This window comes from Anoxybacillus suryakundensis (assembly GCF_001418025.1).
GTDB classification, from domain to species: domain Bacteria; phylum Bacillota; class Bacilli; order Bacillales; family Anoxybacillaceae; genus Anoxybacillus; species Anoxybacillus tengchongensis.
The window spans coordinates 81,021-93,717 of record NZ_LIOK01000002.1 but is presented as its reverse complement, the minus strand read 5'-3'; the positions used below and the strand labels follow the sequence as shown (position 1 = coordinate 93,717).

The 12,697-nt window shown below is 42.9% G+C and carries 12 protein-coding genes; 8 read left to right on the top strand and 4 right to left on the bottom strand.

Features of this window, described 5'->3' with window-relative positions; translation table 11 throughout:
- The first annotated feature begins 57 nt into the window (after positions 1-57).
- The 7 genes from ASC42_RS01685 to ASC42_RS01655 all read left to right on the top strand — a co-directional run bounded on the left by ASC42_RS01685 (position 58) and on the right by ASC42_RS01655 (position 8,697).
- Positions 58-330: a phosphocarrier protein HPr gene (locus tag ASC42_RS01685; protein ID WP_280790520.1), complete on the top strand. Its 273-nt coding sequence runs from the start codon at positions 58-60 to the stop codon at positions 328-330.
- On the top strand, positions 330-2,045 hold the full coding sequence (gene ptsP, locus ASC42_RS01680; protein WP_055440272.1) for a phosphoenolpyruvate--protein phosphotransferase: 1,716 nt from the start codon (positions 330-332) through the stop codon (positions 2,043-2,045). Before ASC42_RS01685 ends, ptsP begins: the two co-directional genes overlap by 1 nt.
- Positions 2,046-2,187: 142 nt before the next feature.
- On the top strand, positions 2,188-4,167 hold the full coding sequence (locus tag ASC42_RS01675) for a methyl-accepting chemotaxis protein (protein ID WP_055440271.1): 1,980 nt from the start codon (positions 2,188-2,190) through the stop codon (positions 4,165-4,167).
- A gap of 345 nt (positions 4,168-4,512) precedes the next feature.
- A complete protein-coding gene (locus tag ASC42_RS01670; RefSeq protein ID WP_055440270.1) occupies positions 4,513-5,757 on the top strand; it encodes a GAF domain-containing sensor histidine kinase in 1,245 nt (414 codons plus the stop codon).
- The gene (locus ASC42_RS01665; RefSeq protein ID WP_055440269.1) at positions 5,754-7,028 is read left to right on the top strand and encodes a GGDEF domain-containing response regulator; all 1,275 of its coding nucleotides are present in this window, start codon (positions 5,754-5,756) and stop codon (positions 7,026-7,028) included. The genes ASC42_RS01670 and ASC42_RS01665 overlap by 4 nt, the downstream gene beginning before the upstream one ends.
- A gap of 19 nt (positions 7,029-7,047) precedes the next feature.
- A complete protein-coding gene (locus ASC42_RS01660) occupies positions 7,048-7,815 on the top strand; it encodes an SDR family oxidoreductase (protein WP_055440268.1) in 768 nt (255 codons plus the stop codon).
- Positions 7,816-7,830: 15 nt separating this feature from the next.
- Positions 7,831-8,697 (top strand): NAD(P)-dependent oxidoreductase, encoded by an 867-nt coding sequence (locus ASC42_RS01655; RefSeq protein WP_055440267.1) that lies wholly within the window; start codon positions 7,831-7,833, stop codon positions 8,695-8,697.
- A 10-nt stretch (positions 8,698-8,707) separates the two neighbouring features.
- On the opposite strand, the gene ASC42_RS01650 is transcribed toward ASC42_RS01655, so the two are convergent.
- The 3 genes from ASC42_RS01650 to ASC42_RS01640 form a co-directional block, all read right to left on the bottom strand.
- Positions 8,708-9,859 (bottom strand): aminotransferase A, encoded by a 1,152-nt coding sequence (locus ASC42_RS01650; protein ID WP_055440266.1) that lies wholly within the window; start codon positions 9,857-9,859, stop codon positions 8,708-8,710.
- A 112-nt stretch (positions 9,860-9,971) separates the two neighbouring features.
- Positions 9,972-10,211, bottom strand: a complete 240-nt coding sequence (locus ASC42_RS01645; RefSeq protein ID WP_055440265.1) for an IDEAL domain-containing protein — start codon at positions 10,209-10,211, stop codon at positions 9,972-9,974.
- Between the two features lie 281 nt (positions 10,212-10,492).
- Positions 10,493-10,678 (bottom strand): hypothetical protein, encoded by a 186-nt coding sequence (locus ASC42_RS01640; protein ID WP_055440264.1) that lies wholly within the window; start codon positions 10,676-10,678, stop codon positions 10,493-10,495.
- Between the two features lie 140 nt (positions 10,679-10,818).
- Here ASC42_RS01640 and ASC42_RS01635 point away from each other — a divergent pair, with 140 nt between their 5' ends.
- Complete coding sequence (locus ASC42_RS01635; protein WP_055440263.1) at positions 10,819-12,075, top strand: ATP-binding protein; 1,257 nt, start codon at positions 10,819-10,821, stop codon at positions 12,073-12,075.
- Here ASC42_RS01635 and ASC42_RS01630 read toward each other — a convergent pair.
- Entirely contained in the window at positions 12,072-12,647 is a 576-nt protein-coding gene (locus ASC42_RS01630) for a TetR/AcrR family transcriptional regulator (RefSeq protein WP_032100580.1), read from the bottom strand. The two genes, ASC42_RS01635 and ASC42_RS01630, sit on opposite strands and share 4 nt — an antisense overlap.
- Positions 12,648-12,697: the final 50 nt, after the last annotated feature.

Below are 12,697 nucleotides of genomic sequence, written 5' to 3'. Positions count from 1 at the left end.
GGTAAAAAAACATAGAGGGTTTTCGCCCTCTATGTTTTCAAAATAAAAAGTGAGGAGATGAGCAATATGCAAAAAACATTTAAAGTAACTGCAGAATCTGGTATTCATGCCCGTCCAGCAACGATGTTAGTGCAAACAGCGAGCAAATTCGATAGCGACATTCAATTAGAGTACAACGGCAAAAAAGTCAACTTAAAATCCATTATGGGTGTGATGTCTTTAGGCATTCCACAAGGTGCGCAAATTACGATTTCAGCTGAAGGTAGCGATGCAGCAGACGCGATGAACGCATTAACAGAAACGTTAGCAAAAGAAGGATTAGCGGAGTAATGAAACGATTAAAAGGGATTGCTGCATCGAATGGCATTGCCATTGCGAAAGCGTACCGTTTAGAACATCCTGATTTAACAGTTGAAAAACAAACGATTGAAAACCCAGCTGAACAAATTCACCGCTTTCAACAAGCGCTCGCCAAATCAAAAGAAGAACTTGAAGTTATTCAAGCGCATGCATTAAAAGAGCTTGGCGAAGATAAAGCGGCTATTTTCTCCGCCCACTTGCTCGTACTAAGCGACCCAGAACTCGTCCAAGCGGTTGAACAAAAAATTGAACAAGAACGCATCAATGCAGAATTTGCGCTTCATGAAGTGGCATCGATGTTTATTGCGATGTTTGAAGCGATGGATAACGAATATATGAAAGAGCGTGCGGCAGACATTCGCGATGTGACCAAACGTGTTCTTGCTCATTTATTAGGGGTTACGATTTCAAACCCGAGCATGATTACGGAAGAAGTCGTCATCATTGCTGAAGACTTAACGCCGTCTGATACAGCTCAATTGAATCGAAAGTATGTGAAAGGTTTTACAACTGACATCGGCGGACGGACATCTCATTCCGCTATTATGGCGCGCTCGATGGAAATTCCAGCTGTCGTTGGAACGAAAGAAGCAACAGCGACGATTCAAAACGGTGACATCGTCATTATTGACGGACTTGACGGAGAAGTCATCATTCACCCAACGGAAGAAACGATTGCTGAGTATGAACAAAAACGTGCCGCATTTGCTGCACAAAAAGCAGAATGGGCAAAGCTCGTTCATGAAAAAACAACAACAAGCGACGGACATCATGTAGAACTTGCCGCAAACATCGGAACGCCAAACGATGTTGAAGGTGTACTTGCCAACGGTGCAGAAGGTATCGGCTTATATCGTACCGAGTTTTTATACATGGGCCGCAACGAATTGCCGACAGAAGAAGAACAGTTTGAAGCATATAAGACGGTATTAGAAAAAATGGAAGGAAAACCGGTTGTCGTTCGTACGCTTGACATCGGTGGAGATAAAGAATTGCCATACTTAGACCTTCCAAAAGAAATGAACCCGTTTTTAGGTTTCCGTGCTGTTCGTCTTTGTCTAGATATGCAAGAGATGTTTCGCACGCAACTTCGCGCGTTGTTGCGCGCAAGTGTTTACGGCAACTTAAAAATCATGTTCCCGATGATTGCAACGTTAGACGAATTCCGTCAAGCAAAAGCGATTCTTTTAGAAGAAAAAGAAAAGCTTGTTGCTGAAGATGTGGCAGTATCAGACGACATCGAAGTCGGCATGATGGTCGAAATTCCGGCCGCTGCTGTATTAGCGGATCAATTTGCGAAAGAAGTCGATTTCTTTAGCATCGGTACAAACGACTTAATTCAATATACGATGGCGTCTGACCGAATGAACGAACGCGTATCGTATTTATACCAGCCGTACAACCCAGCCATTTTACGTCTCATTTATAACGTCATTGAAGCGGCGCATAAAGAAGGAAAATGGGTTGGCATGTGCGGTGAAATGGCAGGCGAAGAACTAGCTGTACCAATTTTATTAGCGTTTGGTTTAGACGAATTTAGCATGAGCGCAACTTCGATTTTACGCGTTCGCTCGCAACTGAAGAAACTGTCCAAACAAGAAGCAGAACGAGTGAAAGATCACATTTTATCGCTTGCGACAGCCGAAGAAGTTGTTCATTTCGTAAAAGAAACGTTCCAACGATAAGAACCGGACGCCTCCGGTTCTTTTTTTATGGAAAAAAAACAGTAAAAAACGGTCATAGACATGATGATGTAAACCTTTTATAATGAAACTACAACTTTATTAATTTTTCGACAACATTCGACACCGCTAGGGGGGAGTCACTTTGTTTCGCTCATTAACGATGAAATTAACGAGTTTAATGGCATTATTATTAATCATTGCACTCGTTGCTTCACAAACGGTCAACTATGTTCAAATGGCATCGGTTATGAAAGATGATGCAAAAGTGCGTGCGGAATCACTTGTGCTAGAGCTTGTTGACGATATCGAACATAGCTTTGACAGTCAAGAAGATGCGCTAAAGCAATTTAGTGAAACAAAATCATTTCAAACATTTACAAAAACGGAAGATGCACAACTTTGGCCACAAATTGATGAGCAGTTCGCCACGTTTTTAAACATTCATAAAAAAGTACAATTAGCTTACATCGGTACAGCAAATGGCAACATGTATACGACGCCATCCGTCGATTTGCCACCGGATTTTGATCCGACGACACGCCCGTGGTATAAAGCGGCAGTAGCAGCGCCAGACAAAGTCATTTGGACGGAATCGTACGTCGATGCGGTCACAAACGATTACATTGTTACGATTGCCAAAGCCATTGTCGAAAACGGTCAAGTAATCGGCGTCATCGGTTTAGACGTATCGTTAAATACGCTCGCTGAAACGGTCGAACAATTCCACGTTGGCTACAACGGCTATCCGGTATTGTTTGACCAAAACAAATTGGCGATCGTTCATCCACAATATAAAGGGAAAGATATGTCTGACCATCCGGTCGTCAAAACGATGTTTTCTAAAGACAAAGGCGCTTATGAATACGAACAAGATGGCGAAAAACGGTTATTGTATTTTGCGACGATTCCAAAGTTAAATTGGAAAGTCGGTGCAGTGTACAAAGAAAAAGATTTATTAGCGACGTTAACAGCAATCGGAAAAACGTCATGGACGATTGTCGTCATTGCAACAGTGCTTGCCTCGCTTCTTATTTATGCCGTATCGCGTTCGATCGTCAAACCGATCGTTCAACTGAATGAGCGCGTGCAACAAGTGGCGACAGGCGATTTAACGGTGCATGTCGAACCGAAAGGAAAAGATGAAATTGCGCAACTTACTAGCCACTTTAATGAAATGGTGTCGCATATGCGCTCACTTATTGGCGAAGTCGATCGTTCCGTCGCAGAACTCGGTGGTGCGGCTGACCATTTAAGTGCGGTGTCCGAAGAAACGATGGCGACAAGCGAACAAGTGACGACAGCGGTCACCGATATTGCGAAAGGGGTATCCGAACAAGCGAGCAATTTAGATGCGATGAACGACCGCATGAACGATTTATCTGAAAAAATGGGTACGGTAACGCAATCGGCCGAGCGAGTGAAACAACTTTCCGATGAAACGAAAGACGCCAGCTACATGGGTATTGAAAAATTAAATGTGCTTCAAATGAAATCAGCAGAATCGCAAAACGAATTGCGTTCGGTTGAAACGGTGATCACCGATTTAGGCGAAAAAATGAAACAAATCGGTGCGATTATTCAAACGATTACCGACATTTCTGCGCAAACGAACCTTTTAGCACTCAACGCTTCAATTGAGGCGGCACGTGCAGGAGAGCACGGCAAAGGATTTGCGGTTGTTGCGGAAGAAGTACGTAAACTTGCCGAACAATCGGCACAAGCGACAGAACAAATTCGCCAAACGATTACGTCCATTCAACAACAAGCTTCCCTTGCGACTGAAGCGGTTGATCATACGAAACAAATGAACGACCAGCAACAACAAGCAGTAAACGAAACGGCAGAATCGTTTATGCATATTGCGACGATGATGGAACAATTAACGTCAGCGATTGAACATATTTTTACACAAATTCATGACGTAAACGAAAATAAAGAACAAATTGTTGCCGCATTACAAAACTTAGCAGCGATTTCAGAACAATCAGCCGCATCGGCAGAAGAAGTATCCGCGTCATCGGAAGAACAATTAAAAGCGTTAAGCACCGTAACAGAAGCGGCGGAACGACTAAACGATATGAGCCGTTCATTGCAACAACTCATCCATCGTTTTCGTGTATAAAGCTAGGCATCATGCCTAGCTTTTTTTATAAGGTAAGAAAGTATAAAATTTTGCGATTGGATGGAGCGCTGTCTATCTCCAAGCGCCATCGGCTCGAGTCGCTTCGCCCCACGCTGCGGCGGCGACACAATGAGTTTGCCTCTTTGGAATATCCCACGCAAGCCAAAGCTTTTGCTTTGGCTGAGCCTCCTCGGTGGGGCTTGTGCGATCTTCGCCGATAGGCGGGCGCTTTGCGCTTTTCTTATATGCTTGTAACAATTTTTTTCCTTGATTTTTTTTCCCATGAGAATTACGATAAATTTAGTACAAAAGACCTATATTTGTTCGTTTTTGGAGGAGAGGGCTATGGATCGCTCGCTGATGGCGGCGTTAGAAAGTTTGCGCATTGCGCTTCATGTGACGCGCGTTGCCATTTTTCGCTTACATACAACTGACCGAACATATATATTGCGACGCATTTATTATATACAAACACCATCTGCACGTGTTCCATCGCACGATGATATTGTGCTTCCAACAGAAGATGTTCATTGTTTAGCCCATTTATATGACGGAAACGTGTTTGTTGGGCATACAAATGAATTAGATGGGAATATACGCACCATTTTTGAGGAACAGGCCATTCAATCGTTTATGATCGCCCCCATTTTTATTCACGATGAACGATGGGGGTTTTTAAGCGTCGTCGATTGTGAACAAAAGCGAGTATTTTCTGCTCATGAACGCGCCATTTTTTTTGCGCTCGCCCGCACAATAGGTGAGTCAATCAGACGGGAACAAACGTTAAAGGAGCTTCAACAGCTCAAACAAGAAATGGAACAAATGAATGCAACACTCCAGCAAAAAGTTGAAGAAGAAGTGCGAAAAAATCGCGAAAAAGATTTTATGCTTATTGAGCAATCACGCTATGCAACGATGGGAGAAATGTTAAGAAACATCGCTCACCAATGGCGCCAGCCGTTAAACGTCCTCGGCTTGCTTTTACAAGATATACAAGAAGCATATACGTACGGAGAACTAAACGAATCATATTTGCGCACATCCATTCAAAAATGTCTTGCTCAAATTCAACATATGTCCCGAACGATTAACGATTTTCGCAATTTTTTTAAACCGCATAAGGAAGCATCGTTTTTTCGTCCCGTTCAAGCCATTCGCCAAGCGTTAAAAATTATTTCAGCAAGTTTAGACCATTATGACGTTCATTTGCACGTTCAAAATCGGACGCGTGCGCACATGTATGGCTTCCCGAATGAAATGAGCCAAGTGCTTATTAACTTGTTGACAAATGCGTGTGAACAATTTGTTGAACGGGATGTGGGGCGACGAATCATTTGCATTCGTACATATGCGGACGACTCATTCATTTACATTCAAGTAAAAGACAACGCAGGCGGCATTGACGAAACGATCATGCCACGTATGTTCGAACCGTACGTGACGACGAAAAAAGACGGCACAGGTCTCGGACTATATATGTCTAAAATGATTGTGACAAAAATGGGCGGTAATTTGCTCGTTTCATCATCAAAAAAAGGAGCGACGTTTACGATTCGCATGCCACGAAGGGAAAGGGGAAAAGAGGTATGATTGCGGTGCAAACAGATGTCAAAGTATTATATGTCGAAGATGAGCCGAGCGCACGCGAGATGTTGACGCGTTTATTAAAACGGCGCATTCGTGAAGTAAAAATAGCGAAAAACGGTCAAGAAGCGCTCGAACTATTTACGACGTTTCACCCGGACATCGTCATTACAGATATTAAAATGCCTATATTAAATGGATTAGAGCTTATTCGCCATATTCGTGAGATGGATAAACATGTGCAAATTATTATTACGACCGCCTATGACGATAACGACTTTTTCATTCGGGCGATTGAATATGGGGTGAACCATTTTATTTTAAAGCCGATTGACCATGAAAAATTTTTGCAATCATTGCAACATTCCATTTACCAACGTCAGCTCGAGCGGGAACTAGAAAAACAAAAACAATATACGCGCACGATTATTGATTTTCAAGAAAACTTAATATGCATTTTAAATGATGAGCGATTGCTCGATTGCAATTTATCATTTCAACGGTTTTTCGGACGAGAACAAATGGAAAAACTACGCTCTGGTCAAACGCACGTATGCGATTATTTTGTGGCTGAACCTGGCTATTTTTATATAAAAGGAGAAAGGCGATGGCTTCGCCCGCTCATTGACCGCACGATTCCGTTTTTAAAAGTAAAAATGTGCAAACAAGCAGAAGAGCACGTATTTTTAGTGAAGGCGACATCGTTTCCTGATGAGCCCGAGTCGTATTTAGTCGTACTCACCGACATTACCGCGCTTGAGGAAGAAAGTAAACGGAACGAATTTTTAGCGACAAAAGATCCGCTTACCAAAACGTTTAACCGCTTAAAATTTGACGAGTTTTTTACGCGTGAAATTCATCGTGCGAAACGATATAAACATACGTTTTCCATTATTTTATTTGATATCGACCATTTTAAAAAAGTCAATGATACGTACGGACACGACGTCGGTGATGCCGTATTAGTGCGCATGTGTGAAACGATTTCGAATCGATTGCGCGACTGCGACATATTGGCGCGCTGGGGCGGGGAAGAATTTATTATTTTAGCCCCTGCGACATCGCAGGCGGGAGCGTATCGTTTAGCGGAAGCGCTTCGTCATTTAATAGCAACTGTTCATTTTCCGAAAGTTGGACATATTACGTGTAGCTTTGGCGTTTGCGAATACGAACAAGGAATGACGAAAGAGCAAATGGTTAAGCGGGCGGATGAAGCGTTATATGAAGCGAAGCGAACAGGAAGGAATCGCGTCGTCGTTAGCGAATGTATATGTTGAGGGAAGGAGATGAGATGAGATGAAAACAGCCATTGTAGCCGCATCAAGCCAAGGGCTTGGCAAAGCGATTGCGACAACACTCGTTTCACAAGGCATGAACGTCATGCTCGCTAGCCGCGATGAGCAAAAATTGCACGCGGTCGCCGAACAGCTCAACGCGCTCGGAAAAGGAAAAGCAGCCTATGTTGTCACAGACGTGACGAACAGCGCAATGATTGAACATTTAGTAGAAAAAACAGTAGAAACATTTGGTGATATTCATGTACTAGTGAATAACGCTGGCGGTCCGAAAACGGGAACGCTTGCGACGTTGACAGATGCGGATTGGCAACAAGCGTTTGAGTTAAATTTGCTCAGCTACGTGCGGCTCATTCGCGCAACATTGCCACATTTGAAAAAGACGAAAGGGAAAATCGTCAATATTGCCTCATCTTCCATTAAAGAACCGATTCCGGGCTTGCTTTTGTCGAATACGTTTCGTCTCGGCATCGTCGGTTTGACAAAAACGCTCGCACAAGAGCTTGCCCCATACGGCATTTTAATCAATGCCGTTGCTCCGGGGCGCATCGCAACGGAACGTGTCGCCTATTTAGACGAACAAAACGCCAAAAAACTCGGCATTCGCAAAGAAGAAATGGAAGCGCGCATGAAAGCGACCATTCCGCTCGGTCGTTACGGCACGCCTGAAGAGTTTGCGAACGTCGTCGCCTTTTTATTATCCGATGAAAATACGTATATGACAGGACAGTCGCTTTTAGTCGATGGCGGCATGGTCAAAGCGATTTAGAATGGAGAGAGGAACATGAAAACGATTGGTTTCATTGGACTTGGTGTCATGGGAAAAAGTATGGCGCGCAACTTGCTTCGGGCAGGCTATTCGCTCGTTGTATATACGCGCACAAAGGAAAAAGCGGAAGATTTATTAGCAGAAGGTGCAGTATGGAAAGAAACAGTAAAAGACGTCGCTCAAGTGGCGGATGTCGTCATGACGATGGTCGGTGAGCCGCACGATGTGGAACATATATACTTTGGCGATGACGGCATTTTGAAACATGTCAAACGCGGTGCGTACTTGATTGATTTTACGACATCTAAACCGTCACTGGCGGTACGCATTTATGAGGAAGCAAAGAAAAAAGGAATGTTTGCTCTTGATGCCCCTGTATCAGGTGGTGATATTGGTGCACGCGAAGGTACGTTGTCGATTATGGTCGGCGGGGACAAAGAAGCGTTTTCTGCGTGTATGCCGCTTTTTTCGCATATCGGAAAAAATATCGTTTGGCAAGGAAAAGCGGGCGCAGGGCAGCATACGAAAATGTGCAATCAAATTGCGATTGCGACAAATATGATTGGCGTATGTGAAGCGCTTGTTTATGCTGAAAAAGCAGGGTTAGACCCAGAACGCGTCTTGCAAAGCATTTCGCAAGGAGCGGCATCGAGCTGGTCGCTTTCTTATCTTGCGCCGCGCATGCTTGCTGGCGATTTCGCTCCGGGCTTTTACGTAAAACATTTTATTAAAGATATGGGCATCGCGCTTGCCGAAGCAGAAACGCTTGGTTTATCATTGCCGGGCTTAAAGCTTGCAAAACAATTGTATGAGGCGCTTGCGGAGCGCGGGGAAGAACAAAGCGGTACACAAGCGTTATATAAATGGTATAAAGAATGGTAAAAAGGTGCTTTTAGCGAGCACCTTTTTTTATGTACGATTCGATGCGGTCGAGCCCTTTTTCTAGCTCCTCCATTGCACAAGCATACGATATACGAATATATCCTTCGCCGTATGCCGAAAATGCACTTCCTGGTACGACAGCGACTTTTGCTTCTTTCGCTAGCTGTAACGCAAAATCAAATGACGAATGATGAAACTTTGTGATGGAAGGAAAAATGTAAAACGCTCCATTCGGTTTTTGAACGTCAAAGCCCATGTCACGAAGGCGCTCGTACACATATACCATTCGCTTAGCATATTGCTTTTTCATGTCGTGCGCATCGTTCATCCCAACTGTTAGCGCTTCAAGCGCTGCTCGTTGTGAAATAGATGTCGCGCATGAGACGTTATATTGATGCACTTTCAACATATGCTCAATCATCCATTTTCGCGCAAATAAAAACCCGATGCGAAACCCAGTCATCGCATGCGACTTACTAACGCCGTTAATGACGATCGTTTGGTCAGGAAGCGATGTCGCAATCGACTCGTGTTTCCCTGTAAACACCAGTTCGCTATAAATTTCATCAGAAATGACCCAAATCGGTTTGTCTTTTACAAGTTGAGCGATTTGTTGCAGTTCATCGCGTGATAACGTCATGCCTGTCGGATTAGACGGATACGGCAACACGATGCATCGCGTCCGCTCGGTCATAAGCGGTTCGATTTGCTCTGCTAATAGTTTAAAGCCTGTATGCCGCGTATCGACATATACAGGTGTTGCCCCGCATAACCGAATGATCGGTTCATATCCCGGATACACAGGGGCAGGGAGAATGACTTCGGAACCTTCTGTTAAAATCGTACGAAATGCAATATCAAGCGCTTGACTTGCCCCGACGGTAACAATGACTTCATCAGCGGTATAATGCAAGTCGTATTTCGTTTCAACAAAGCGACAAGCCGCTTCACGTAACGGTACATATCCTGCGTTATGCGTATAAGAAGTAAACTGCTCATCAAGCGCACGTTTGGTCGCTTCTTTAATATGATCGGGTGTCGGAAAGTCCGGCTGTCCGATCGTTAATGAAATCATATCTTTTTCTTGGGAAACGAGATTAAAAAACTGACGAATGCCAGAGAGTTGAATATGTTTCACACGTTCATTCATCGGAAGCGTCATCGTCTTTCACCTTTCTTCGTTTTTTTCTATTAAACAATAAAAGGTGAACGTTTCGCAATGTGTTTTGCAGAAAACGTTCACCTTATGTGCTGTTCTGTCATGTCACAGTCGATCATGCGTGTACATCCTCCAAATGACGATAGCGAGCGAGAAGCTCATTGTATTGTTGCGCGAGGGTTAGAAACAACGCTTCATTCCGTTCTTCAAGCGCCTTGTCAATATCGCGCATGAGACGCTCTCTTTCAAACCGGAATAACGCCTGTTCGATCACAAATTGTGCTGCTTGCCCATAACCATTAGCGACATCGTGTGGCTGCGATACGAGTGCCATATCATTGTACTTTTCAAACATGTTTCATTCCCCCTTAGCGAGAAGAATACTCTTCCCCCTTTTCTACATTATAAAGAGTTTTTTGTAAATTGTAAATAAAATTTTGAAAAATAAAAACAAAAAATAAAAGCTGACGAACGCCAGTTTTTTAAAAGATAAGAAAGTATAAAATTTCAGATTCATGTCTAGCTCCAAGCGCCATCGGCTCGAGTCGCTCCGTCCCACACTGCGGCGGCGACAGCCTCCTCGGTGGGACTCGTGCGCTCTTCGCCGATAGGCGGGCGCTTTTCGCTTTTCTTATATTAATAACCGTAGTCCCAGTCGATTTCTTCATCATGCCAAAGAACAGCTTCTGTTTGTTCATCGGCCACTTCTTCTAGCTGTTCTTTCTCTACATCTTCTACAATCGTTACTGTATGATCTTCTTCAAAAAGAATGGCTAACCCTTTCATTTTGACACTACCTTTCGTGTTTGTTTTCACAATCATTGTAACGCGCCATATTTGTCCACGTCTATCGTGTTCATAAAGATGTCAATGTTTTTGTTTTTTCTGAAAATAAAAATGAATGTAGTCGCTGCCATTCTTGTGTTACAATACATGTGGAACGACCATCATGGAGGCATCACATGTTTGTTGCGATCATTAAACCACTCGTTGTCAATATTACCATTTTATTTTCACTCATTTTTAATGCCAACTTATTTTTTCCGTTTCGAAGAAAAATGATGCTCACATGGAAACAAAAGATGATATACGGTGTTGTTTCTTCATTCACCGCTATATTATGCATGATGTATCCAATCCAACCACTTGCAAAAACAAACTTCGATTTTCGCATGATCGTCATTTTAGTGACAACATTATATATCGGAAAAACCGCAGGGCTGTTATGCACATTTACCGTTGTCATCGTTCGTTTCATCATTGGAGGTCCATTTGCTTATGTCGGTTCGGCGGTGTCCGTATTTGCCTACGTCGTCGGTATGATGTTTCGTACGTCTTTTTTTAACGTAAAAAGAAAAAAATTATATGGACTCATGATCGTTTTCATTTATCTTATTTTGTATGTCGCAACGATTATATACGCCGTTCCGCCGCTTCCTTGGCGATTTTATGTTGTATATTTTTCGTTTTTTATCGCCATGTTTGTCGCGCTTATTTACGTGATTGAACGGCTCATTCAATTTAACGAGCAGTTTGATGATATGATTTACGTCGATAAACTAGCCACTGTCAGCGAAATGGCGGCATCTTTCGCTCATGAAATTCGCAATCCGCTTACAACGGTGCGCGGCTTTGTCCAATTTTTAAGCGAAGATACGACTGATGAAAACGTGAAAAAATTTGCTCCCGTCATTTTAGAAGAATTAGATCGAACGAATCAAATTATTACCGAATATTTAACATTAGCTAAACCAACGCCGTTTGAACGACAAAAAGTGAACATCGATGACGTTTTATATACATCTGTTCATTTGTTAAGTCCGCTCGGTGCGATGGCAAACGTATCGTTGCAGCTATATACGGAAGGGAAAAGCGATGTGTATGGCGATAAACATTATTTAAAACAAGCGCTATTAAACGTCATAAAAAACGGAATGGAAGCAATTGAATACGGCGGGGTCGTGACGATTCATAAAACAGTCAATGAAAAAGAAAAAGAAGTCATCATTACGATTTCTGACACCGGAAAGGGAATGACGGAAGAACAGTTAAAAAACATCGGCTTGCCGTATTATACGACAAAATCGAAAGGTACAGGGCTTGGTAGTATGATTACAGCCCGTCTGATTCGCCAAATGGGGGGAACGATTACATATGAAAGCCGCTTGAACGTCGGAACGACTGTCACGATCACATTGCCATTGTACGAAGGGGATTAGTCCCCTTCTTTTTGTATATAAGAAAGAAATACATGTAACGTCTCATGAAGAAACGTCGGTAATGGCTCCGTAATATGTGAAAAGATCCATAACTGTAATGCGCCAACGTATAATTGGACTGCCATTAAAGCAAGCGATGAGGACGAGTGTCTCGTTCGAATATCGCCACATCGTTTTCCTTCTTCAAACAAATGTACAAGCATATGAAGCAAAGGGGTAAATGGAAACGTTTGTTTAGAAGTATATATATGTAAAACCGATTTCGTCACTTTACGTCCAAGCTGCTCGTGCATCATTGTCAGTTCATAAAACAGTCGCTCCATTCGTTCACGCCAATGCTCATGTTCATTGTTTTTCATTTTTTCATATACACGCTCGACAGACGAAAAAAATACGCTTTGCAATACGTCTTCTTTCGTGCGGAAATAATTGAAAAATGTCCCTTTTGCGACGCCTGCTTCGTTTGTAATTTGCAAAACGGTCGTTTCATCGTATCCTTGTTTTTGAAACAATTGAAGTGCCGTTTGTTGCAACAATAGTCTCGTTTGCTTTTTTTGTCGCTCTCGTTTCATCATACATCCTCCGCGATGATTATATATTTTTATTATAGTGATTTTTACCT

Coding starts and splice junctions, on each gene's coding strand:
- ASC42_RS01655 (WP_055440267.1), top strand. CDS start 7,831: ATGAAAACGATTGGTTTCATTGGACTTGGTGTCATGGGAAAAAGTATG.
- ASC42_RS01670 (WP_055440270.1), top strand. CDS start 4,513: ATGGATCGCTCGCTGATGGCGGCGTTAGAAAGTTTGCGCATTGCGCTT.
- ASC42_RS01645 (WP_055440265.1), bottom strand. CDS start 10,211: ATGTTTGAAAAGTACAATGATATGGCACTCGTATCGCAGCCACACGAT.
- ASC42_RS01660 (WP_055440268.1), top strand. CDS start 7,048: ATGAAAACAGCCATTGTAGCCGCATCAAGCCAAGGGCTTGGCAAAGCG.
- ptsP (WP_055440272.1), top strand. CDS start 330: ATGAAACGATTAAAAGGGATTGCTGCATCGAATGGCATTGCCATTGCG.
- ASC42_RS01630 (WP_032100580.1), bottom strand. CDS start 12,647: ATGAAACGAGAGCGACAAAAAAAGCAAACGAGACTATTGTTGCAACAA.
- ASC42_RS01685 (WP_280790520.1), top strand. CDS start 58: ATGAGCAATATGCAAAAAACATTTAAAGTAACTGCAGAATCTGGTATT.
- ASC42_RS01635 (WP_055440263.1), top strand. CDS start 10,819: ATGTTTGTTGCGATCATTAAACCACTCGTTGTCAATATTACCATTTTA.
- ASC42_RS01640 (WP_055440264.1), bottom strand. CDS start 10,678: ATGATTGTGAAAACAAACACGAAAGGTAGTGTCAAAATGAAAGGGTTA.
- ASC42_RS01650 (WP_055440266.1), bottom strand. CDS start 9,859: ATGACGCTTCCGATGAATGAACGTGTGAAACATATTCAACTCTCTGGC.
- ASC42_RS01665 (WP_055440269.1), top strand. CDS start 5,754: ATGATTGCGGTGCAAACAGATGTCAAAGTATTATATGTCGAAGATGAG.